This is a genomic window from Carnobacterium pleistocenium FTR1, from assembly GCF_000744285.1.
Classification (GTDB): Bacteria; Bacillota; Bacilli; order Lactobacillales; family Carnobacteriaceae; genus Carnobacterium_B; species Carnobacterium_B pleistocenium.
Genome location: NZ_JQLQ01000002.1, coordinates 572,391 through 597,351 on the forward strand (window position 1 = coordinate 572,391; position 24,961 = coordinate 597,351).

Here is a 24,961-nt window from a genome sequence, read left to right on the forward strand (position 1 = left end):
CTTTTTTGTATTCATGACAACAATAATTGTGGCTTGGTCTGTTCTTCAGAAACACTGCACAAATAGTCCTGTAATGAGCCAGAATAGATAGGCACAAAGATAGGGAGTTGGCTTAGATTCTGAGGAGTAACAAAATGAGGTTCTTTTTCGAATTTATAGATGCCACTTTCACTAAGAACGGATGCGACAAATTGCGAACAAAAGAAAGCATCTTTTCGGTCAAAGTCAATATTTAAAGCTAAAGTAACTAAACCCACTAAGTTATAACGATAAATACTTTTAGTCTCATTGTAGAAAGAGAGCACTTCAACTAAATTTTCATAATGTTGCTCAGATATTTCACAACTGTAAATGGTACATTGAGCTCTTAAAAAATAATAACGAGACAAATCTTCTTCTACATAGCCACCGGAAAAAGGATTGTGTGTGTACTTACGGCCAAAACTGTAAGGTTTTAGTAAAGTAGGCTCTAATGCAATCGAAGCATGGTTATAAGTTGCTTTAGTATACAATTTAATCGTTTTAGAAAGAATGGTATTTGTATCTGTTAACATAAGGTAAATTTTCATTATAGACCTTCATCTCTTTTACTTTTTATTTGATAAATATGAAACAATATATAACTCTTTAAGTTTAGAGAATTCATTTTTAGTATACATGATTCTCAGGAAAATTAAAAGATTTTACAGAAAAAAATTCATTTCAAAAAACAGAATGAAAGCAAGCGGACACTATGTTTGAGCACGTATAATTCAACCCTTTTTTTGGGAAAAATTAAAATGAACATTGTTATACCAAGGCGTTTCGTTTGTAAAAAAAAGAATAAAGGGGTAAAATTTTGGATAGATAGAAACCAAATATTAATTAAATACTCATTTTTATTTAATTAATATAGAAGGAGATGGTTGGAAATGGGAGAAAAAAAACTTATTCCAATTGTAAGTGCTGCAGATAACAATTATGCACCTTATTTATGCGTCACGCTAAAAACAATTATAGATCATCTCTCTGACGATTACGCTGTAGCTTTTTATATTATCGATGACCACATATCTTTAGATAGTAAAAAAAAATTAGCAGAAGTTATTTCCAATCAGACGGCTACAATTGATTATTTAGAAGTTGATTCAGAATTGTATGCGAATGTCATGGAAAGCGATCATATAACACAAACAGCTTACTATCGAATATCACTACCAGATTTGTTGAAAGATCAAAATTATGAAAAAGTATTGTATATAGATAGTGATGTCTTAGTATTAGATGACATTTCCAAATTATATGAAACAAATATAGGAGAAAAAGTAGTAGGTGCTGTTGTTGATCCTGGACAAGCCCTAGCTCATCCCAGATTAGGAATTGAGACGGATGACTATTACTTTAATTCAGGTTTGCTGTTGATTGATTTAGATAATTGGCGTAAAGCGCAAATTACTGAAAAAACCTTAACCTTTCTTGAAGAACAAATAGATAAAATTATCTATCATGACCAAGATGCTTTAAATGGAACCCTCTATGGGAAATGGTATGCACTACATCCTAAGTGGAATGTTCAAACTTCTTTGCTCTTTGAAAGGCATCAACCGCCAAATGATGAATATGCTAAGTTATATAAAGAAGCGGTCCACCAACCACTTATTATCCATTTTACAGGACATGACAAACCATGGAATTCAGATGAATACCATCCCTATACCGAAAAATATTTAGCAGAATTGGGTGAAACACCTTTTAAAAATAGTGCAATTAAAGAAATGCGATCAACTAGTTTTTAAATTAACGTTTTAATGGATTAGAAGAGAAATTCTTCTAAAAAAAATGTTTATCTGGCCTCATTTATAAATAGGAATGAGTCAGTATCAGAGAAGCAGCAATTTTAAGGAGGAATTATCAATGGTTGAACAAAAAAGTATCTCGATCGTCTCATCGAGTAATGAAGCATTTGTCCCACACTTGGCCACTCTCTTTCTGTCCCTTTTAACAACAAAACAAACAAATTCAACTTTTCACTTTTATGTAATTGATGATAATATTTCATTACGGTCAAAATTCTTATTAAATCGGACAGTAGGGGAATTCAATGCTAGAATCAGCTATGTTACAATTGACCCCACTGAATTTTCAGGTGCGGTAGAAAGTGACCGTATTCCGCAAACGGCTTATTATCGTATCTCAATACCGAATCTATTAAAAGAAAATAAGCGTGCCATTTATATGGATTGCGATATGATTACATTAGAAGATATCGAAGCACTTTGGGAAGTTGATTTAGGTGATAAACTATTAGGAGCAGTTGAAGATGCTGGTTTCCATAACCGATTAGAAAAAATGGGAATTGAAAGTGAAACAGATCTTTACTTCAATTCGGGTCTTATGGTAATGAATTTAGAAAAATGGCGTGAAGAAAATATAACAGAAAAAGTCTTAGCTTTCATTGAAAATAACCCGGAAAAATTGAGATTCCACGATCAAGATTCATTAAATGCTATTCTGCACGACAGATGGTTAGTACTTGATCCGCGATGGAATGCTCAAACGTACATGATGTTGCAAGAAAAAGAACATCCAACGATTCAAGGACAATTAAAGTGGGATGCAGCAAGAGAAAAACCGGCTGTTATTCATTTCTGCGGACATGCGAAACCTTGGAATGCAGATTCAAATCATCCGTTTAAAGAAAAGTACTTTGAGGTTCGCGAAAAAACATTTTTCCCAATAGAAAAAAAACCAAGTTACTCTAAGGAATAAAAAGAATTTAACCATGAAAGAAAGGTGAGTTGGGAATTTTTGTTCCACCTCATCTTTTTTTGATTTTATAATTTTCAAGGGCTGCTTTTAAAGAAAATAACGCAAAAAAGATAAACAGTCTTTTACATAAATACAATTAGCAAGCTGAATACGTGTATTCACTTTGTTAATCAAATATACTAGATAAAAGATCATGAATGACTATTTCATGCTACGACTAGTCAAAAAATGTTTAGTGAATAAAGTTCTCTTTCTCTTTTGTTCTTCAATAAGTCTAAAGAATAAAAAGAAAAGCGTTGTAAGGAGGCACAGCTACATGGAAAGTATTAAATGGGTTTTACGATACATCAGATCAAATAAGACAAAAGCTCTAGTGGGAACTGCTATGGTAATAATAGTTGCCGTATTGAATATTGTTTCACCATTGATTGGTGGAGAAATCGTCGATAGGGTGATCGTTAATGAACAGAGCGATATGCTTATTCCTCTATTAGCCTTAATGATAGGTGCAACAGTGCTACGCACAGTGTTGCGGTATGTATATCAAATTATGTTTGAACGGATAGGACAAGACGCAATTTACGAAATAAGGGAGAGTATGTACAAAAAGCTTCAAGAATTAGACTTTGCTTTTTTTAACAATACAAGGGTTGGAGACATCATGGCTCGTATGTCTGGGGATACGGATGCTATCCGTCATGCAATCTCGTGGTTGTCATACAACATCTTAGATAATATTTTACTTTTAGTGTCTGCTATCCTAGTTATGGGATTTATAGAATGGCGACTAATGTTAGCTTTATTGATTGTTACACCGTTCATTGGTTTGTTAACTGTTCTATTGTCAGCGAAAGCAAATGCTGTTTATTATGAGATCCGAGAAAGTTTTTCCAGACTAAATTCAATGGTAGAAGAGAATGTAAGTGGAAATAAAGTTATCAAAGCTTTCGCTAGAGAAGATTATGAAAAAGAAAAATTTGATAAGTTCAATGATGATTACAAGCAACGTAATATGGATTCAGCAAATGTCACAAAAACGTATTTGCCACCATTAGAAACACTAGCTGGATTTTTATCGGTCATTACGATCGGTTATGGCGGATTTTTAGTAATCAACGGTTCAATGAGTCTAGGAAATTTAGTTACTTTTAATGGGTTTATCTGGATGTTAAACTTGCCTATGCGAAATGTTGGTTGGTATGTAAATGATTTGCAGCGATTTATTGCTTCATCTTATAAAATCAGAGAATTATTAGCGACTAAGCCCATGATTCCGATTGAAGAAAAGACATCAACTAAAACAATCCAAGGAATCGTTGAATTCCAAGATGTGTCATTTTCTTTTGCAGATGATCCTGAAACACCTATCTTAAGCCATATTTCTTTAAAGGCCAAACCGGGTATGACGATTGGTATTTTGGGAGAAACAGGCTCTGGAAAATCAACATTAGTTAACCTTATCTCACGTTTCTTTGATCCTACAGAAGGAAATGTATTGATTGATGGTATTAATGTAAAACAATGGAATGTAAGAGAATTACGAAGCCATATTGCTATTGTTATGCAAGATGTCTTTCTATTTTCAGATTCAATCAAAAAAAATATTTCATTTGGAACTCCTGAAGCCGACCTTGAAAGAGTTCAAAAAAGTGCACGGGTGGCAGATGCAGATCCATTTATCCAACTTATGCCTGATCAATACAATACGTATTTAGGAGAGCGAGGCAGTGGATTGTCTGGCGGACAACGACAAAGGATATCCTTAGCCAGAGGGTTAATGAAAGATCCATCTATTCTTATTTTAGATGATACGACTTCTGCAGTGGATATGGAAACGGAAGTAAAAATTCAAGAAGGATTAGGCGAATTAATGAAAGGAAAAACAACTTTTATTATTGCCAATAGAATATCTTCTGTAAAAACAGCGGATGAAATTATTATCCTCTCAAAAGGGAAAATAATTGAAAGAGGAAATCACGCTTCCTTATTAGACAAGAAAGGTAACTACTATAGAATTTATCAGGAACAATTAGGACAGTCTGATGAAGAGGAGGTGGGGACAAATGGAACAGACTAATGCTGCAAATGAAGAAAAACAGAATCATAAAAATACGCATCTGTTAAGAAGAGTAATGCTGTATTTAGTTCCATACAAAAGCGGATTTTTAAAACTCTTTTTTGCGATTTTAGTTTCCAACTTTGTGCTGGTTCTTGGACCTTACTTTACGAGTGTGATCATTGACGAAAGTATTCCAAATAGAGATACAACACAACTAACATGGATCATTGTTTTATTTTCACTGGCACAGTTATTTGGAGGTTGGTCTTCAAGTTACCGTATAAAAAATATTACCTTATTAGGGCAAAATGTACTGAGAGATATGCGGACAGACATCTTTGTTCATTTACAGAAACTACCCTTCGCGTTTTTTGATAGTCGCCCGCATGGGAAAATCGTTACACGAGTTGTGAATTACATTAATGCATTAAGTGATCTACTGTCAAATGGCTTGATCAACGTATTATCTGACGTAATGAGTTTAGTTGTTACGCTAGCCATCATGCTTGCTTTGAATGTTCAATTAACGCTTTACAGTTTTATTTTATTGCCCATCTTATTTATTGTGACAGTTGTGATTCAAAATGAACAGCGTAAAGCATATGAAGTAGTTAGCAGTAAACAAGCCGGTTTAAATGCCTATATTCATGAAAGTGTGGCGGGAATAAAAGTTACCCAGTCGTTCACAAGAGAAAGTGTTAATAAAGATATCTTTGCGGAAGTTAGTGAAGACCAACGAACTTCTTGGATGCATGCAGTAAAAATCCAATTTTTATTGGCTCCATTCATCCAAAATATTGCGACAATCACTATTTCAATTATTTATTTTGTTGGTCTAAGTAATTTTGGTTTTGGTATTGATGTTTCTACTGGTGTTTTGATAGCTTTTATCGGTTATGTTAATAATTTTTGGAACCCAATGATCAATATCGGGAATTTCTATAACAGTTTGGTGACCGGCATGGTTTATTTGGAACGTATTTTTGAAGTGATGGATATTGAACCGGAAATTCAAGATGCACCTGATGCTTTTGAAATGCCTCCGATACAAGGTTACGTCGTTTTTAATCATGTCACCTTTGGGTATAAAAAAGACCAGACTATCTTTGAAGATCTTTCTTTCCAGGTTCGTTCAGGTGAAACGATTGCCTTAGTAGGTCCCACTGGTACAGGTAAATCAACGATCATTAATTTGATGACTCGTTTTTACGATGTAAATGATGGTGAAATTTTAGTTGATGGGATCGATATTCGAAAAGTTACATTGAATTCCTTAAGAAATGAGATTGGGATCATGCTACAAGATACATTCATTTTTTCAGGAACCATTATCGAAAATATTCGTTTAGGTAAATTGGATGCTACGGAAGAAGAAATCGTACAAGCTGCAAAAATCGTACGAGCGCATGACTTTATCATAAAATTAAAAGATGGCTATCGTACGGTTGTTAAAGAACGTGGAAGTACATTATCTGCTGGTCAGCGACAATTGATTTCATTTGCCCGTACCCTACTAGCTGATCCCAAAGTATTGATATTGGATGAAGCAACGTCTAGCATCGATACGCAAACAGAAATGTTATTACAAGAAGGATTGGACCGATTACTAGAAGGTAGGACTGCTTTTATTATTGCCCATAGACTATCTACGATTAAAAATAGTTCGCGTATTTTTTATATTGCAGATAAAAAAATCAAAGAATCTGGCAGCCATGATGAATTAATGGCTCAAAAAGGCCTGTATTATCAATTGTATTCGACACAAGCTAAATTGTTAAAAAAAATGTAAAATAAGATTTAAGAAAAAGCTAAAATGACCCAAAAGGACAAAGCGGAAAGCTAGCCTTTTTGGGTCATTTTATTTATTTTTTTTGTATGGATAAATAAATGAAATGGCTCACCAAAAATTTATGGCGGAATAGGGTGGTTGTAGCCGTGCATTCCAGAATGGATTTTATTTTGAGGTATCCACACTATTTGACAAATAGCCTTATTTCAAGCGTTTTAGATCTTTTTATATGTTTAGAATGACTAAGATGATTTTTATTTTCCAGGTATTTTTCATGAAATTATGCTATCCTTAAGGCGAAATGTTTACAAAGAAATGAGGATTTTGAATGAGTGGTAAAATATATGAAAAAGAGCATCAAATAAAATATTACGAGTGTGATACAACTCAGAAAATGACGATTTCTATGTTATTAAATGTTATGCTTCACGTATCTGGTGAACAAAGCTATTTATTAGGAGTAGGAGATCGGGTTTTAGCCGAGAAAGGGTTAACCTGGATCATTCTTCAATACGAAGTGAAAATTGAGCGAATGCCGGTTTTTTATGAGTCGATCAAGATCACTACCCAAGCAACTTCTTACAATAAGTTGTTTTGCTACCGATCTTTTAAAGTATACGATACCCAAGGCAATTTATGCGTGACCGTCAATAGTACATTTGCCTTAATGGATGTACAAGAACGGAAAATGGTCCGAGTACCAGCTGAAATAGTTGCGCCTTATGAAACAGACTTTTCTAAAAAGTTGATCCGTACTCCAAAACCTGAAAAAGTAAATGAAGAAAAAAAAACATCTAAAGATTATCAAGTTAGGTATCTCGATATCGATAGCAATCGTCATGTGAATAATTCTAAATACATTGAATGGGCAATGGATACATTAGATCTTGAATTTCTGACAACTCATGAAATAGAAACGATGACGATCAAGTTTGAAAAAGAAGTTCATTATGGTCAATTGATCCACAGTGAAATAAGTTCTATGAAAAATCAAGATGAAGCGACTATTACGGCTCATCGCATCTCAACAGAAGATGTTACAAATTTTGAAGCAAGTATTGTTTGGAAAGCAACAGTCTAACTGAATTTGGTGAAAAATAAAAAACCGTTCATAAAAAATGAACGGTTTTTTGATTGTTTTTAAAAATAGTCTTCTAGTGAACGATTTAAAGCAGTCTGACTCAGTACAACTTGTAATTTAATCCGTGCTTTTGGACCAGATAATCCATTTGTGAAGATAACACCATCTTCTTTTAGCCTTTTGCCGCCACCAACATAATCATAGACATCTTGTGCAATGCCGTTAAATGAACGTGAAACAAGCACCACAGGAATGGCCTTGGCAAGTAGCCTTCTAAGAGCAGGCAAGGCAGCAGGTGGCAAATTTCCAGCACCTAGCGCTTCGATAACAAGTCCATCAGTAGTTGGTTGATTAATAGCGTCAAACAACGTTCCATCCATACCCGCATAAATTTTAAGCAAATAGACCTTTTTAGCGACATTATTAATAGTATAAATCTCTTCCTCAATTAATTTTTGGAAAAATAAAACTTCATTTTTTGAAATCAGCCCAATTGGACCAAATGTAGGTGTCTGAAAAGTAGCAACATTACTTGTATGTGTTTTAGTAACATAACGAGCTGTATGAATTTCATCATTCATTACAACTAGCACACCTTTTTCTTTAGCATCTTCAGCTAAAGCTACCCAAATTGCGCTTTGGAAATTATATAGCCCATCTGAACCAATTTCATTGATTGAACGCATGGCTCCAGTAAGCACGATTGGAATCGATGTTTTAACGGTCAAATCTAGGAAATAAGCTGTTTCTTCCAATGTATCTGTCCCATGAGTGATCACAATGGCATCTGCTTCATGAGTAACGATTGCTTTTTCAATACGATTTTTTAACAGGAACATTTCTTTGGGTGTTATGTGTGGAGAAGGCAAGTGCAAAAAATTCTCTACAATCAGATGAGCTACGTTATCAAACAAATGACTGCGTTTGTTTAACGGATTTTCTGAATTAGGTGAAACTTTTCCAGTTGTTTGGTCCTCACTCATCGAAATAGTTCCACCGGTATGCAATACAAGAATAGTTTTCATTATAATTCCTCCAATACAAGAATAAAAATAAATAAGAAACGGGTTATTTTCATTTCGTTTAGTAGTATACCACGTTTTTATTGCATTCCAATACGCGACGAATGAAGTTGGAAATTAGTCGTTTTTTGACGGATTGCTGTTATTTATGTGTTTTTATTAAAATATCCTTTCAAAGGGCGGTATTTTTGTGAATATGCTGTTATACTAAAAGAAAATGAACAATTGGAAGAGGTTATTATGAATAAAAAGAAAACATTTGAAGAATTTGCTATCAGTGATGAAATTGTTACAGCGTTAACAAGTTTGCGTTACTTTCATCCCACTAAAGTTCAAGAAGAAGTCATTCCATTAGCACTAGAAGGAAAAGATGTTATTGTAGAATCGCAAACAGGAAGCGGAAAAACAGTTAGTTATGGAGTACCGCTATGTGAAATGGTCGATTGGGAAGAAAACAAACCTCAAGTACTAGTTTTAGTACCAACAAGAGAATTAGCCATTCAAGTAAAAGAAGACCTAATGAATATCGGTCGTCTTAAGAGAGTGAAAGCTACTGCAGTATATGGCAAAGCTTCATTTGATACTCAAAAATCTGAATTAAAACAAAAAAGTCATATCGTTGTAGGAACACCCGGTCGAGTTTTAGATCATTTGCAAAAAGGAACATTTAAAGTAGAAGAAATACAATGTTTAGTCTTGGATGAAGCGGATGAAATGTTAAATATGGGATTTGCAGATCAAGTAGAATCGATTATCACTTTTTTACCTACAGAACGTCAAACCCTACTTTTCTCAGCAACTATGCCTAAAGAAATTGAACGCATAGCAAGTTTTTACATGAAGGCAGATAAACAATCCGTCGTCATTGAGACAAATGAATTATCAAAACCAAAAATCATTCAATCAAGTGTTAAGGTAAAAGAAGACCAAAAAGAGCAACAATTGCTTGATCTATTAACGGTAGAAAATGCCGATTCGTGTATCATTTTTTGTAATACGCAAGAAGCCGTGAACAATTTATACACATTTTTAAATAAAGCTGGTTTACCAATTGATAAAATTCATGGTGGCATGGTTCAAGAAGATCGATTTTCTGTAATGGAAGATTTTAGACAAGGCAGATTCCGTTATTTAGTAGCTACAGATGTTGCTGCAAGGGGAATCGATATTGAAAATATTACACACGTAGTCAACTTTGACGTACCGGTAGAAAAAGAAAGTTTTGTGCACCGTACTGGTCGTACAGGAAGAGCCGGAAAAACAGGAATGGCCTTGACACTTGTTACACCTAGAGAAGAAAGATGGTGGAAAGAAGTCAAAGATTATGCTGGTCAAACAGTTATTGAAATTTCTTTGCCAACTACTCGTGTTGTTCAAAGTCACAAATCTGCTTTCGAGAAAAAATTGCAAGAACGTCCACCTTTGAAACAAGTTCGCTCAAAAGAACTGAATCGCGACATTACTAAAGTTTATTTTAATGGCGGGAAAAAGAAAAAAATGCGGGCAGTTGATTTTGTTGGAACCATTGCTAAAATTCCAGGCATCGATGCAGAGGACATTGGGATCATCACGATTCAAGAAAATGTCACTTACATTGATATTCTAAATGGAAAAGGTCCATTAGTGATTGATGAAATGCAAAGCCGCACGATTAAAGGTAAAACATTGAAAGTACGTAAAGCTAGAAAATAATCAAGCCCTTCACAAACCAATGGATATAGATACCTTCGAGCTAGTGTACTGAAAGTCAGTATTAAAGATCGAAGGTTTTTTTATATGGAAAAAAGGAACACTTATTAGACAGGCAGCACCTAGAAACCTTTTTAAAGAGTGTAAAATAATAAAGAAGGACAGTAGATTTTTTAATTTACTATAATTAACTGAGTGGAGGTATATAACATGTTGAAATCAGTTATATTAGACATTATTGCGAATATTTCAGTTCTTACTACAGCATCTTACATATTTGTTAAACTGATACCAAAGAAAAAGAGTTTCGAGCTGACTATAAAAGAGCTGCTACTAATGATTGGAATTGCCGGTTTGACAAGTTTTATGTTAATGCTTTTTGCAATTGATTTGCCCGATAAAGTACTGTTAGATTTGAGACACATTATTTTAATTTTGTGGATTTATTATTTTGGTAATAAATTCACACTTCCATTAGTACTACTAATGTCAATGCTTCGATTTTTAATTGGAGTTAATCATGTTTCGATTCGAACAGCAATCGTGTACCTCTTATTAGGCTTATTTTTGCCAATTATACGCAATAAACTAATCAAATATGTAAATAATGAGTACCGTGTCTTAGTAATTCTTAATGGCATTTGCGTATCCGTTGTTGCAGTGCATTTATATTTTTTATATTATGATTTATTGTTGATTATTTTTATTTATATTCCTTTTTTAATTCTTTCCAGCTTTGTAGTAATCATGGTAACAGCATTTATTGAAGATTTATTAAAAACCCGTTCTCTTTATTTAAATGAGCAAGAGCATGCACAAATGGATTATTTGACGGGTCTATACAACATGAGAAAATTCAATAAAAAATGGCAAATCATTCAGTTAGATAAAAAAATCGAAACTACTGCATTAATGATGATCGATATCGATTATTTTAAATGGATTAATGATAATTATGGCCATGCTGATGGGAATTTTATTTTGCGACAATTAGCTACTATTCTAAAGGTTGAGGCGCCTGATAGTGAGTTAGTCTATCGGATAGGTGGAGAAGAGTTTTGTTTGATTCTAAATAACTTTCCTTTTGTTAAACAACAACAATTGGCTGAAAAAATTAGAATGAGTGTAGCAGAGCAATCATTTCTATTAGAAAACGGCAATAGTATTCAAATAACGATTTCAATTGGTTTTGCAGCATCTGTTAAAAATAAAGACATGAAAAAATTATTCCGCCTAGCAGATCGCTGTTTGTATATGGCGAAAAATCAAGGTAGAAATAAAGTAATCGGTAAGATGTTAGAAAACGAGTAAGATATGTGTGAAGGCAATTGGTCCTCTAGTGTGAGCTATACGAACTGGAGCTCGATTGATGAACTCAAACGGAAAAAGACTTTGAGTTGTATGAACTGGAGCTCGATTGATGAACTCAAACGGAAAACGAATTTGAGTTGTATGAACTGGCACTTGTTTGATGAACTCAAACGGAAAACGAATTTGAGTTGCATGAACTGACACTTGTTTGATGAACTCAAACGAAAAATGACTTTGAGTTGCACGAACTGAGGCTTGTTTGATGAACTCAAACAGAAAATGACTTTGAGCTGTACGAACTGAGGCTGGTTACATTTCAAACTGTCAGATTGTCCTATGCTCTAAATATCTTGGCCAATAATCTATCGCAAAACGGTACCTAACAAGCTCACTTGTTAGGTACCGTTTTTTTTATAGTATAAACAATTTAAAAAAATAGGCTGCTAAAATCCAAATTAATGGAATCACTAGCAGCCTAAACTATTTTAAGTTGGGACATTCTCGTCTTATATTAAAAAGAATATTAAACAGTATACAAAGCAGCAATTTGTTCTTTAACAGACTTATTATCTAAGAAATCATCATAAGTTGTTTCAGCACGATCAACTACTCCATTTGGAGAAATTTCGATAATACGGTTTGCAATTGTTTGGATGAATTGGTGGTCATGTGATCCAAACAAGATTGAGCCTTTAAAAGCAATCAAACCGTCATTTAGAGCTGTAATAGATTCTAAATCCAAGTGATTTGTTGGGTCATCCATTACTAAAACATTTGATTTACTCAACATCATTTTAGATAACATACAACGAACTTTTTCTCCACCGGAAAGGACAGATACTTCTTTTAAAACATCTTCTCCAGAAAATAACATACGCCCTAAGAAACTACGTAAGAAGGTATTGTCATTTTCTTCAGCAGCAGCGAATTGGCGTAACCAATCAACAACAGTCAACTTTTCATTAGTAAATTCGTCAGTAGTGTCTTTTGGCAAATAAGATTGAGAAGTTGTTACTCCCCATTTGAATGTACCTGCATCAGGTTCCATTTCGCCCATCAATATTTTAAATAAAACAGTAATGGCAATATCATTTTTACTGGTAAAGGCAACTTTGTCATCTTTGCCCATTGTAAAAGTAATATTATCTAATATTTTTTTTCCATCAATTGTTTTAGAAATATTTTCAACACGCAACAAGTCATTTCCAATTTCACGATCAGGAGTAAATCCAACGAATGGGTAACGACGAGAAGAAGGCTGAATGTCATCTAACGTAATTTTTTCTAGCGTTTTTTTACGAGAAGTCGCTTGTTTTGATTTAGATGCATTTGCACTAAATCGAGCAACAAAGGCTTGTAGTTCTTTAATTTTTTCTTCTTTTTTAGCATTTACATTGCCTTGTAACTTGGCAGCTAATTGGCTTGATTCCAACCAGAAATCATAATTCCCAACATATAACTTGATTTTACTAAAATCAACGTCAGCCATATGCGTACAGACTTTGTTCAAGAAGTGACGGTCATGCGAAACAACGATAACGGTATTAGGGAAATCAATCAAGAATTCTTCTAACCATTCAATGGATTGAGTATCTAAACCATTGGTCGGTTCATCCAGTAAAAGGACATCAGGTTTACCAAATAAAGCTTGTGCTAGCAATACTTTTACTTTTAATCCTTCTGGTAACTCGCTCATTTTTTTGTCATAAACATCTTCTGTAATACCTAATCCTTGCAACATAACAGCTGCTTGAGGTTCAGCTTCCCAACCATCTAATTCAGCAAATTCGCCTTCTAATTCAGCTGCTAAGATACCATCAGCATCAGTGAAATCTTCTTTCATATAAACAGCATCTTTTTCTTTCATGATTTCGTATAAACGTTTGTGGCCCATGATAACTGTTTCTAAAACGGTGAAATCTTCAAAACCATAGTGATTTTGACTTAAGGTTGTCAAACGTTCATCGGGACCCATCGAAACATTACCGGTTGAAGGTTGAATTTCGCCAGCTAATATTTTCAAGAAAGTTGACTTACCTGCACCATTTGCACCAATAAGACCATAACAATTGCCTGGAATGAATTTTATATTTACGTCATCGAACAATTTTCTATCTGAAAATTGTAAACTTACATTAGTTACTGTAATCATTTAATTTATTTACCCCTATTCTTTGTATATATATCTTGACTATTTTAGCACAAAAAATCATTAAATGCGATGCTAGGGATTTATTTCTTATCAAATTGATAACATTTTATTGTAAAAAGTCAAGAAGTAGTATTCATTTATTGAACTCATTCGTAAAAATAAAAAAAAAGCGCGCTTAGATTTTGATTTAAGCATGCTTTTAACGATTAATTTCTGTGAAAAGATATAAAATCAAGGAATCTTTTTGTAAGATGTGCAGCTGATTGCGGTAATGTCTGGTTCGGTCATAAATTCTGAACTTCTTAATATCTTCAGTTGGAATCTCTAATAAACAGTCATTTTGTAAAATAACTTTAAAAAATGATGAATCAGGAACAACAATCAAAAAATCTGTTAAATCTTGTTGATGCTCAAGAAAAGCTGGCGGTTTAACAATCAATCGAATGGATTTAGAACGATACAGAGAATCTTTTTTTACTTTTTGGCGATCCATTTCAAAAGAAAAGAGCAGACCATCCTTCATAGAAGGTGGATTTAATGATAATGGCAATAAGTATTCTTTTACATGATTCGGTAACGTTTCATTTAATTGATTTATTGGAAGAATATCACTAAGGTACAATTTCCCTTTATGTTCATTGAACTGAGTCAAGTAAGTTGGATTAGTTCGATGTTTGCCATATTGGATAAGATCATGCTGGTTCCATACCGCTTGAGAAGCAAAATAGGGATTTAACTGATACACACGCGCTATTTTTTGTTGGTCAAGTTGGTCATAATGGTAATGAGAAGAAAGTAAGTATTCAAAAAGACCATCTTCTCCTGCAGATAGGGCCATTCTCCCTTTAGTAGAGAGTGAAATAGCATAAATCGGCTGATCCCAGATTTGCACTTTTTGTGCATCTTTTTTCGTTAAAGGATAACAATAAAAACCGCTATAGTCAGAAAAATACAAAATATGATTGAATATTGCACAATCATAAATTGGTTCATTAAAAGAAATAGTACGTTCTAAAAAAGGAGTTAACTCTTCAAGCGTTACATATAATTGCTCAGTGGGTTGCGGTTCAAGGTAAATGGGACGATCAATATCAGCGAGTTGTCTCATCCATTTATTCCAGTCGTAGACGTTTAATTCTTTTTGGGAAGTCCACAAATAAAATTTTCCACTATAGAGTTGAAAATCATGAAAATGGCCATCAATGATTAATTTTGTTGTTAGTAAATGCTCTTTATCCATTCAAACACCCCGTTCTAAACCTGAATCTTTCATCTATTGTACCATTTTACTGACTAAGATTAATAGGAAATGAAAATAGACAAGAGAAATTCTTTGCTATCTTTTTTTTGAATGAGATAATATAAGGAAACGATGGAAAGGTGATGGTGAAATGACTAAAAAAAGTATATGGCTAGTACAAGAAACGACCAAAGAACAACTTCAGATCTTAAAAGAACTAGCTCCGGAATATGAATTGATCAATGGATGGGAGACCGATGAAAAAAATTTCTCTTTGGAGTCTGTTGAAATTATATATGGATGGACAGGACAACAATCAGAAGAGCTGTTATCGGAGGATAAGCATAACTTGAAATGGGTACAAGGCAAAGCAGCTGGTGTCGATTTCCTTGATTTGAAAAAGCTTGAAAAAAATGGTGTATTGCTGACTAATGCAAGCGGAATACATAGCATTCCAATTGCAGAATCCATCTTTGGTATGCTATTGGCCTATACTCGGGGCATTCAAAAAGCTGTGAAAAATCAACAAATAAATAAATGGGAACAAGTAGATAGTTTAATGGAATTGCATGGTAAAACAATCATGATTGTTGGAACTGGAAAAATCGGTATCGAGGTTGGGCGTTTAGCTAAAGCTTTTAATATGAAAACAATTGGTGTGAATCGTAGTGGGGGAAGCGTTGATTATATGGACCATTTGATTAAGCAACCAAACTTAAAAGAACAAGTGAAACAAGCGGATATCGTAGTAAATATTTTACCGCTTACGGATCAAACGCACTATTTCTTCAATCAAGAAGTTTTCTCGCAAATGAAAGAGGGAACTCTCTTTGTCAATGTTGGGAGAGGGCCAACGGTTAAAACAGATGATCTAATAGAAGCTCTTGATGATGGGAAAATTTCATTTGCGGGGTTAGATGTTTTTGAAACCGAGCCCTTACCAGAAGCAAACGAGTTATGGACGAGAGAAGATGTGTTGATTACTCCTCATATTGCTGGGACTGCAGAACAATTCAAAAAAAGATTATTTGCTATCTTTGAGGAAAATCTAAAAGCTTACCTAGCTAGAGAAACATTGCCCATTAATTTAATTGATTACAATCAACAGTACTAAAATTTTTTTTAAATTTGAATTCAGGTAAACACCTCATTTTGATTAAAGAGGTGTTTTTTTTTTGAAATAGTCATAATTAAAAAAACATTATTGTGTTTGTTTAAACAAAGGAAAACATTGTTTAAACACTATTTTGAAGTTTGTGCTTCTAAAAAATTGAAAATAAACGGTTTTTTTAAAAGTGGAATTGACTATAAAAAGAGGCACTGTTACTCTTGTTGAGGAAGTTGAAAAAGACTAAAAGGGGATGCAAATATATTGGGGAAAATTATAAGTTTTGGGTTGTTAACATTTATATCATTGAATTTGGCAGCATGTGGATCGAATGAAGTGTCTAATGATTCATCAGCAACTGTTCCAGATACAGCCTGGAATGATATTAAAGAAAAAGGTACTTTAAACGTAGCCACATCTGGAACACTCTATCCAAGTTCTTTCCATCAAGCGGATACCGATGATTTAACTGGATATGAAGTAGAAGTTATTAGAGAAGTCGCAAATCGATTAGCATTAACTATCGAATTTACAGAAATGGGTGTAGACGGAATGTTAACTTCAGTTAACAGTGGTGCAATCGATGTTGCTGCAATGGGAATAGATCGTAATGGTGAAAATGCAGATAAATACAATTATACGACTCCCTATAAATATTCTTTTGGAGCAATGGTTGTACGTGAATCAGATAATTCTGATATTGAAAAATTGGAAGATTTGGCAGGAAAAAAGGCAGCCGGTGCAGCTACGACAAGTTATATGAAAGTTGCGAGACATTACGGAGCCGAAGAAGTAATCTATGATAATGCAACTAATGACCAATACCTTCAAGACGTAGCTAATGGTCGCACAGATGTAATACTGAATGATTTTTATTCACAAAAAATGGCTGTGGCTGCTTTACCGGAAATCCCAGTAAAAGTACACGATATTTTTTATAACCCTAGTGAAACAAATTTTGCCATTAAAAAAGGAAATGATATATTAACCGAGAAAATTGATACAGCCTTAGAAGAAATGAAAGCTGATGGGACTTTGACAGAATTATCTGGACAGTTCTACGATGGTGATGATGTATCTGAACAAATTGATTATGATTTCCCAGAAATTGAATTAGTAGAAGGCTAATAGAAAGTAGGTGACAGGATATGTCTGAAATTCAATGGCAATATATTTTTGATCCTGCGTTAGCTATTGACAGTTTTAGTTATATTTTAAAAGGGTTAGGGTATACTTTAGGAATTTCATTATTCAGTATGGTTTTTGGAACAATCTTGGGATTCTTATTAGCAATTATGCGCATGTCGGATAGTAAAAGCTTAAGTATTATTGCCCGTACATATATTTCATTTATGCGTGGGACGCCTATTTTAGTTTTTTTATTTATTTTGTATTTTGGTTTTCCATTTATTGGAATCCAATTTGAAGCTGTCAATGCAGCTATAATAGGTTTTAGTCTGAATTCTGCTGCATATAGTGCAGAAATCATCCGTGCAGCTTTACATTCTGTTGACCACGGACAATGGGAAGCTGCTTACGCACTTGGATTAAAATGGTCATTTACCATGCGGAAAGTAATTATACCTCAGGCAATGAGGCTTGCAATACCACCACTGAGTAACGTTATGCTAGATCTTATTAAGGGGACATCTTTGGCAGCCATGATTACGGTGCCGGAAATTTTCCAGCAGGCTAAGATTGTTGGAGGACGAGAATTTGATTACATGACAATGTACATTCTAGTGGCTTTAATCTATTGGGCTATTTGTAGTGTATTCACGATTTTTCAGCGTTATCTAGAAAAGAAAACATCCCTCTATATAAACTGAGCTGGATAGAATAGCTGTTATTTGATAAAGTATGTTTAGATTGCTTGTGTTTGTATCATGAGTTCCAAAAGAATAGCAGAAAAATAGTGTTCAAACTATCCTTACTTGTCGTAATTTGGCAAATGAGGATTTTTTTATAGAAAAACATCAAATAAACAGGGAATTTGCTTGAAGGGGAAAGCTAAAAAAGCTATTATTTAAGTTACGTGTTACATAGATGCGTTAGAAAGGGCGGTTTTATGAAAAAAGGATTAACACTATCTTCCTATCTTTATATAGGATCAATGTTATTTGGGCTATTCTTTGGAGCAGGTAATTTAATATTTCCCGTTCACATGGGGCAAGTAGCAGGGGCTAATGTAAATTGGGCTACAATAGGTTTTTTAGTAACAGGTATCGGATTGCCATTTTTAGGGGTAATAGCGATTGGGCTTTCTAAAAGTAACGGGTTATTTGATTTAGCTAGTCGTATTCATCCATTATATGGTTATTTTATGACAGTCGCATTGTATTTAACGATTGGACCATTTTTTGCACTTCCAAGATTAAGCACCGTTTCGTATGAAATTGGATTGACACCTTATATCAATCCAGCTTATCAAACAATTGGGTTAGCCATTTTTTCTATCTTATTTTATGGATTAGCACTATTTCTTTCTTTAAAACCCACAAAGATTTTAGTCTATGTTGGGAAAGTATTAAACCCTATTTTCTTAGTCTTTTTAGGTATTTTAATTTTAACGGCGTTTATTCGTCCAATGGGAGGCGTCGCTGAAGTACCCATTACTGGAAACTACATCGATCAACCGTTTGTAAGTGGTTTTCTTGAAGGCTACAACACAATGGATGCATTGGCTTCTCTTGCTTTCGGGATCGTAGTTGTTCAAACCATTAAAAACCTTGGTGTAACAAAACCGAGTGAAATTGCAAAAGATACCATTAAGTCTGGCTTGATCAGCATCATTTTAATGGGTATCATCTATACTAGCCTATCTTATTTAGGAACAATGAGTGTTGGGCAATTTCCAATTTCAGAAAATGGTGGAATCGCTTTAGCACAAATCTCGCAATTCTATTTTGGATCATTAGGCAGTGTGTTGCTAGCGGTGATTGTAACCGTCGCATGTTTGAAAACGGCTATTGGTTTAATTACAGCTTGTGCAGAAACGTTTAAAGAAATGTTTCCTAACTCTATCAGCTATAAATCTTACGTAGTTGTTTTTAGTGTACTAACAACTGCAGTAGCTAATATTGGTTTAGCAAATATTATTACGTACTCATTACCGGTATTGATGTTCTTATATCCGTTAGCTATAACACTGATTTTATTAGCATTATTATCTCCCTTTTTCAAAAATCGTCAAGTAGTCTATGTTAGTACGACAATTTTTACATTAGTTGTGAGTATCGCAGATCTATTAAACGCTTTGCCTGAAAGCATTCGCGGTTTGAATGGTGTCCAAGGTTTCTTAGCTTTTTGTAGTGAGTATCTTCCTTTGTTTACAATTGGAATGGGATGGCTCTTGCCAGCTTCAATTGGATTTGCGGTTGGCATTGTGATCAGTCTAGTGACAAAACCACATCCACGTGTCGTGTAGAATTAACTAAAGTCTCAATTTAAAAAGCAAAAAAGCATTAGAAACTATTTTAGTTTCTAATGCTTTTTTTGAAATATTACAAATAACCGTTGATAGCTGTAATAAAATTCTCCGAAGTGTTATAAATGGCACCATTCATTTTTATCAGACCAACGGTGTAAAGATTGATATAAGAAAATTGCGATTCTGCAATTTCCTGTAAAGCAGCTAATTTTTGTTTGTTTTCAGCACCTTGTTGACGTGAATCTGAGTATAGTCCAATAATAGGAATGCCAGCTTGATACGCAACACCAATCTCGGTAGCTACTCCAACATCAATAGTAGCTCCATCTAAAACAGCAACCATCAACTGGCTTTCTAACAAGGCATCCGTGTCATATTTAGCAATAGCCATGGAGTCTGCATAAGCGTTTTTATCGTTTATTTCTCCTTGTTCTTGGGGAACATACACTTCGATTCCAGGATAAGCATCGCGAATACTCAACACAAGTTTTTCATTATAGAATCTTTCCATTTCTGAAAAAAGTGGACTAGCAAAATAGATTTTCTTTAACATTTTCTTCCTCCTAATACGATTATTACAATCTTAGTATACTATAAAAAGATATTGTAATAAAAAGTAACCGTAAAGAAATATAACAAAGCATCTTTTTCGTTATAATCATTGAAGAGCAATAAAGTAGATGAAGAAGGGTGTTGTCGGTTTGTGAGTATAAAAAAACTAGTTTCCAGCCTTATGTTGGCTTTAGTATTAGTTAACGTCATTCCTGTAACAAGTTTTGCAGCGACATTAAATGAGATTGAATCGCAACAAAATACAAAAGAAAAAGAAATGGCAGAAATTGATAGTGAAATTAATAGAGCACTAACAAGGGTAAACAAAAAAAATAGTGAGCTAGAAAGATTAACAACACAAATTGACATTTTAAAGGAAACGGTTCAAGTAACCAGTGAAACGGTCAATGAGCAAGAAGAAGTTGTCAAAGAACGATTGGATCAAGCTAAAGAGCGGATCTTATCAATGCAGACTACTGAAGTAAACCAAAACGTGGTAGAATCATTATTTAAATCTGAAAGTGTTTCAGATTTATTTAATCGTGCTTATGTTCTCGCTACATTGCAATCAGCTGGAAATGATCAATTGGATCTTGCTGAAGAAGAACAAGAAGAATTAGACATATTAAAAAGTGAACTTGAAGCTGATTTAGCTTTATTAGAAAGTCAAACAGTAGAAGCTAAAGAGCAAAAAGTTGAAATGGATGCACAAATAGCAAGTCTTCAAAAAACGATGGATGAAAATCAAGAAATTTTAAATGAATTAGATGAAAAACGTACCGCTGAAGAAACAAGAATTGCTGAAGAAGAAGCTGAAGAAGCCGCAAAAGTGGCAAAAGCGACTGAAAAAGAAAGAAAAGCAACGGTCGCAGCACTTGAAACAAAGATTGAAGAAGACGCTGCAACCGTAAAAGCAACAACAACTACGGCTTTAAATGATGAAGTGAAAAATATAGAACAAGAAGTAACGGTCAAAGCTGAAACAGTTGAAGCAACTAAATCAGTTGAAAGTACTGAAGTAGCTTCAAAAGGAAAATCATTTGTTGTATCTGCAACAGGATATTCAACCAAACAAGCTGGTTTAAGTACTTATACAGCAACGGGAATCAATCTAATAAGTAACCCAATGGTCATTGCAGTAGATCCACGTGTTATTCCTTTAGGTTCCACAGTTGAAATACCAGGATATGGAACGTTCATAGCCGGTGATACTGGTGGAGCGATTAAAGGTAATAGAATCGATATTCACTTTTCTACAGTTCAACAAGCCATTAATTTTGGTAGAAAAACAATGACAATCAATATTTTAAATTAAGAGTTCATTAGAAAAGGTGAGTCGAATGGCAGAGCAAGTAGAGATAGAATTTTATTTAGATAGTGATGAAATCACTTTTTTAGAAGCATGGGAAAACAAGTATGGCGAACTCAATGAAGAACAACTAGAAGAGTTGTACCAGGAAATTGCAAAAGATATTGAATCAAAATATCAAGCTGGTGAACACCAACTTGGCAAATCATTCTCATATAAAGAGGTTAAAGTAGGCTACTCTGATTACAGTACATTTAATAATTGGTTTTTATTTAGCGCTACTAAAAGACTATAAAATCAGTAAAGACAACGGCAGAGAATGATCTCTGTCGTTGTTTTATTTTACTATTTAATGGTAAACTAGTTGAACATAAAGTTCTACGTCAAGTGGTGTAGATACTAAAAATTAGAGGCTCAGAATAACAGCGAACAATAAAAGTAATCAATCACAATAAGGGGAATCATGAATATGGTTAGTATGAATATTAATAATAAACTGACGTTGCTTCCTGATTTTCCGGGATGCTACTTAATGAAAAACGAAGAAAATGAAATCATATATATTGGAAAAGCTAAAAATTTAAAGAAGAGGGTCCGTTCTTATTTTAGAGGAACACATGAAGGAAAAACGCAATTGCTCGTTGATGAAATCGTAGACTTTGAAACGATCATCACCTCAACCGATAAAGAGTGTTTATTGCTCGAAATTACATTGATCAAAAAACATATGCCGAAATACAATATTAAATTAAAACAAGGAACCAGTTACCCATATTTAAAAATTACAAATGAGAAGGACCCGCAACTTGTTATTACATCTGAAGTGAAAAGAGATGGCGGATACTATTTTGGACCTTATCCTAATGTTTACGCAGCGAGTGAAACCCAACAGTTTATTCAAAAAGTATACCCACTAAGAAAATGCAATGGCTATCAAAAAAGAGCTTGTTTGTATTATCATCTAGGCCAGTGCATTGGCCCTTGCGACCATGAGATACCTAAAGAAGAATACGATGCTCAAATCGAAAAAATCAGACAGTTTTTAAATGGCGATGTAAAAGAAATTAAAAAAGTACTAAAAAGCAAAATGATGGAAGCGGCTGATAATATGGCTTTTGAAAAAGCCGCAGAATACCGTAACCAGATTCAATATATTGAAACAACAGTCGAAAGACAAAATATTATCACCAATGATTTTACGACAAGAGATGTCTTCAGTTATTATATGAACAAAGGGTGGATCTCAATCCAAGTGTTCTTTATTCGTCATGCGACATTGATCAAGCGTGAAGCAACTATTGTTCCATGTTACGATACCCCTCAAGAAGAATTAGCTTCATATATTGTTCAATTTTATCAAGAAGAGAATCATTTGCCACCTAAGGAAATATTAGTTCCAAGTGGTGTAGATACCAAAATATTATCAGAAGTGCTAGAAATACCAGTGAAAGTTCCACTTCAAGGTCGTAAAAAGGATATGTTGGATCTTGCAACAAAAAATAGCGAAATTTCGTTAAATGAAAAATTCCAACTCATTGAAATGGATGACCGTAAAACAATTGGAGCCATAAAAGAGCTATCAGAGGCCTTGCACTTGCCTCTAGTTAGTCGCATCGAAGCCTTTGATCACTCGAATATTCAAGGAACAAATCCAGTCTCAGCGATGGTATCTTTTCTAGATGGACGTCCTGATAAAAGTAATTACCGGAAATATAAAATAAAAAACGTTTCTGGAAGCAACGAATTGGCAACAACGGAAGAAGTTATTCGAAGACGATACGAACGACTTTTGAAAGAAGGCAAACCTCTGCCAGATTTAATTTTAATGGATGGTGGAAAAATTCAAGTTAATGGAGCCATCAATATTCTTGAAAATGAGCTAGGGTTATCCATCCCGGTAGCAGGTATGGTGAAGGATGATAAACATCGAACTTCTTCGCTTATTTTTGGAGAAGACTTGCAAAAAGTAACGCTTAAACCTACCAGCCAAGCTTTCTATCTTGTTCAACGTATTCAAGATGAAGTCCATCGCTTTGCGATTACCTTTCACCGCCAGTTACGTGGGAAGAATAGCTTATCCTCTCAATTAGATCGCATTGAAGGGGTTGGGCCAAAGACACGTACAAAAGTATTACGGCATTTTAAATCAATGAAAAAAGTTAAGGAAGCAAGTATTGAAGAAATAAACGGGTTAGGGATACCTCTGAAAACAGCTGAAAAAATAAAAAAATCCCTCGAATAATAACATAAAAAGCCTAGCTAAAGGATTATTCTTTCCTTTAGCTAGGCTTTTTATGTTGAGATAAATGAACTAAACTTAGTAAGTTTACCTAAAGCAAGCTTCATTTAAGATTTCACGAAACTTGTAAATAGTTTTAGTAGAAGTAGACCGATAATCTCACCAAACAGGCAGGGACCATTCAAACTAAGCGTCTTAATAAATAGACTGATTGTCATCGTTAAGAATTAAGACATTATCGTTAATAAGACCACTGTCACTGCTTAAAATCAGAGCATTTTTTGATTTATTAAAGTCTAGTTTTATCTGTTCATCTAAAAAAGATAGGCTCCAACCTTGAACGGGCAAGTCGCCTAATGATGTCGGTAGAGTTGAATCGAGTTCAGGATCATTTTGCTCTGTAATTTTTAATAAAAAGATTCCATTATTTCCACAAGTACAGCCCATTCTAGATTCATAATAGAAAACGAGTTGACCTTTATGGGAAGAGCTCACACGGTTAATTTTTTGTTGAGCACTTTCAGTTATGGTTAAAAACACGTAAACAACCTCCTTTTAAATGTTAGGACTATGATAGCTCTAACAAATCAATTTGTCCAGCTGAGCTATATAAAATAAAGGAATAAAATAGTTGCAATTTGATAAATAAAGAGGTATATTATTCGTCGTGGACATTAAAAGTCTACATTAAAAGTCCTTATTTATAGTCTATAAACAAGAAAGAAGGAAAATAATGAAGTTAACTAAAGGTCTGGAACAAGCAATCTGTATCTTAGCTATGCTTTCTACACAAGATAACCTGATCCCGCTGACTTCGCATGTATTGAATAATCGGTTAAAAGGAACTTCTCATTCTTATATTCGAAAAATCATCCGAAAACTAGTAGTTAGTGGATTGGCAACCTCAATTCCAGGAAGTAATGGCGGTTTTACATTAGCAAAAAGACCTGAAAAAATTAATTTATTAGAAATCGTTGAAGCACTTGAAGGGAAAATCGTTACTTATCCAAATTCTGGGATGATCAACCAAGTTTTTTCAGATATCAGTAAAACAGCTATCAATGGTGAAAAAATTTTAACAAGAACCTTTGAAGCAGCAGATAGACAATACACAGCATTCCTCAAGCAGCAAACTTTAGATCAGCTAATCCAGTCTACACTAGGAAATAATGGATTACCGGTCATGGATTGGAATAAGAAATAAGAATTAATCAATTGAAAGGGATGTAAAG

General features: G+C 34.1%; 21 protein-coding genes. 15 read left to right on the plus strand and 6 right to left on the minus strand.

Translation table 11 applies throughout. The features are described from left to right. Positions 1–11 precede the first annotated feature (11 nt). On the minus strand, positions 12–569 hold the full coding sequence (locus tag BP17_RS02925; protein WP_035051471.1) for a hypothetical protein: 558 nt from the start codon (positions 567–569) through the stop codon (positions 12–14). 342 nt (positions 570–911) lie between these two features. On the opposite strand from BP17_RS02925, the gene BP17_RS02930 reads away from it, so the two are divergent. From BP17_RS02930 to BP17_RS02950, 5 genes are all read left to right on the plus strand, one after another. Beyond that, positions 912–1,775: a glycosyltransferase family 8 protein gene (locus BP17_RS02930; protein WP_035051473.1), complete on the plus strand. Its 864-nt coding sequence runs from the start codon at positions 912–914 to the stop codon at positions 1,773–1,775. A 118-nt stretch (positions 1,776–1,893) separates the two neighbouring features. Beyond that, on the plus strand, positions 1,894–2,748 hold the full coding sequence (locus BP17_RS02935) for a glycosyltransferase family 8 protein (protein ID WP_035051475.1): 855 nt from the start codon (positions 1,894–1,896) through the stop codon (positions 2,746–2,748). Positions 2,749–3,064: 316 nt separating this feature from the next. Beyond that, complete coding sequence (locus BP17_RS02940; protein ID WP_035051478.1) at positions 3,065–4,825, plus strand: ABC transporter ATP-binding protein; 1,761 nt, start codon at positions 3,065–3,067, stop codon at positions 4,823–4,825. Beyond that, positions 4,812–6,596, plus strand: coding sequence for an ABC transporter ATP-binding protein (locus tag BP17_RS02945; protein WP_035051480.1), 1,785 nt, complete (start codon positions 4,812–4,814; stop codon positions 6,594–6,596). The genes BP17_RS02940 and BP17_RS02945 overlap by 14 nt, the downstream gene beginning before the upstream one ends. Before the next feature lie 328 nt (positions 6,597–6,924). Next, positions 6,925–7,677: an acyl-[acyl-carrier-protein] thioesterase gene (locus tag BP17_RS02950; protein ID WP_035051483.1), complete on the plus strand. Its 753-nt coding sequence runs from the start codon at positions 6,925–6,927 to the stop codon at positions 7,675–7,677. Positions 7,678–7,736: 59 nt separating this feature from the next. Here BP17_RS02950 and BP17_RS02955 read toward each other — a convergent pair whose 3' ends face one another. After that, positions 7,737–8,702, minus strand: a complete 966-nt coding sequence (locus BP17_RS02955) for an asparaginase (RefSeq protein WP_035051486.1) — start codon at positions 8,700–8,702, stop codon at positions 7,737–7,739. A gap of 237 nt (positions 8,703–8,939) precedes the next feature. Here BP17_RS02955 and BP17_RS02960 point away from each other — a divergent pair, with 237 nt between their 5' ends. Together BP17_RS02960 and BP17_RS02965 are read left to right on the plus strand one after the other, a co-directional pair. Then, positions 8,940–10,391, plus strand: a complete 1,452-nt coding sequence (locus BP17_RS02960; RefSeq protein WP_035051488.1) for a DEAD/DEAH box helicase — start codon at positions 8,940–8,942, stop codon at positions 10,389–10,391. A 207-nt stretch (positions 10,392–10,598) separates the two neighbouring features. Then, entirely contained in the window at positions 10,599–11,699 is a 1,101-nt protein-coding gene (locus tag BP17_RS02965) for a GGDEF domain-containing protein (protein ID WP_035051490.1), read from the plus strand. A 523-nt stretch (positions 11,700–12,222) separates the two neighbouring features. On the opposite strand, the gene BP17_RS02970 is transcribed toward BP17_RS02965, so the two are convergent. After that, the gene (locus BP17_RS02970; RefSeq protein ID WP_035051491.1) at positions 12,223–13,851 is read right to left on the minus strand and encodes an ABC-F family ATP-binding cassette domain-containing protein; all 1,629 of its coding nucleotides are present in this window, start codon (positions 13,849–13,851) and stop codon (positions 12,223–12,225) included. A gap of 199 nt (positions 13,852–14,050) precedes the next feature. Then, positions 14,051–15,091 carry a hypothetical protein gene (locus tag BP17_RS02975; protein ID WP_035051492.1) on the minus strand — a complete coding sequence of 347 codons (1,041 nt, stop codon included), beginning with the start codon at positions 15,089–15,091 and terminating at the stop codon, positions 14,051–14,053. 151 nt (positions 15,092–15,242) lie between these two features. Here BP17_RS02975 and BP17_RS02980 point away from each other — a divergent pair, with 151 nt between their 5' ends. The 4 genes from BP17_RS02980 to brnQ all read left to right on the plus strand — a co-directional run bounded on the left by BP17_RS02980 (position 15,243) and on the right by brnQ (position 19,626). Next, complete coding sequence (locus tag BP17_RS02980) at positions 15,243–16,205, plus strand: phosphoglycerate dehydrogenase (protein WP_035051493.1); 963 nt, start codon at positions 15,243–15,245, stop codon at positions 16,203–16,205. A gap of 258 nt (positions 16,206–16,463) precedes the next feature. Further along, positions 16,464–17,327, plus strand: a complete 864-nt coding sequence (locus BP17_RS02985) for a transporter substrate-binding domain-containing protein (RefSeq protein WP_035051495.1) — start codon at positions 16,464–16,466, stop codon at positions 17,325–17,327. A gap of 20 nt (positions 17,328–17,347) precedes the next feature. Next, entirely contained in the window at positions 17,348–18,028 is a 681-nt protein-coding gene (locus BP17_RS02990) for an amino acid ABC transporter permease (protein ID WP_035051497.1), read from the plus strand. Between the two features lie 239 nt (positions 18,029–18,267). Then, on the plus strand, positions 18,268–19,626 hold the full coding sequence (gene brnQ / locus BP17_RS02995; RefSeq protein ID WP_035051499.1) for a branched-chain amino acid transport system II carrier protein: 1,359 nt from the start codon (positions 18,268–18,270) through the stop codon (positions 19,624–19,626). Between the two features lie 76 nt (positions 19,627–19,702). On the opposite strand, the gene BP17_RS03000 is transcribed toward brnQ, so the two are convergent. Further along, the gene (locus tag BP17_RS03000) at positions 19,703–20,182 is read right to left on the minus strand and encodes a nucleoside 2-deoxyribosyltransferase (protein WP_035051501.1); all 480 of its coding nucleotides are present in this window, start codon (positions 20,180–20,182) and stop codon (positions 19,703–19,705) included. Positions 20,183–20,332: 150 nt separating this feature from the next. Here BP17_RS03000 and BP17_RS03005 point away from each other — a divergent pair, with 150 nt between their 5' ends. From BP17_RS03005 to uvrC, 3 genes are all read left to right on the plus strand, one after another. Next, positions 20,333–21,496 carry a 3D domain-containing protein gene (locus BP17_RS03005; protein WP_232219593.1) on the plus strand — a complete coding sequence of 388 codons (1,164 nt, stop codon included), beginning with the start codon at positions 20,333–20,335 and terminating at the stop codon, positions 21,494–21,496. 25 nt (positions 21,497–21,521) lie between these two features. Then, a complete protein-coding gene (locus BP17_RS03010) occupies positions 21,522–21,785 on the plus strand; it encodes a hypothetical protein (RefSeq protein WP_035051503.1) in 264 nt (87 codons plus the stop codon). 174 nt (positions 21,786–21,959) lie between these two features. Next, positions 21,960–23,732: an excinuclease ABC subunit UvrC gene (uvrC, locus tag BP17_RS03015; protein ID WP_035051505.1), complete on the plus strand. Its 1,773-nt coding sequence runs from the start codon at positions 21,960–21,962 to the stop codon at positions 23,730–23,732. Between the two features lie 192 nt (positions 23,733–23,924). Here the strand turns inward: uvrC and BP17_RS03020 are convergent, their stop codons facing one another. Then, on the minus strand, positions 23,925–24,269 hold the full coding sequence (locus BP17_RS03020) for an iron-sulfur cluster biosynthesis family protein (RefSeq protein ID WP_035051507.1): 345 nt from the start codon (positions 24,267–24,269) through the stop codon (positions 23,925–23,927). Positions 24,270–24,462: 193 nt separating this feature from the next. On the opposite strand from BP17_RS03020, the gene BP17_RS03025 reads away from it, so the two are divergent. Then, positions 24,463–24,933: an Rrf2 family transcriptional regulator gene (locus tag BP17_RS03025; protein ID WP_035051509.1), complete on the plus strand. Its 471-nt coding sequence runs from the start codon at positions 24,463–24,465 to the stop codon at positions 24,931–24,933. Positions 24,934–24,961 lie beyond the last annotated feature (28 nt).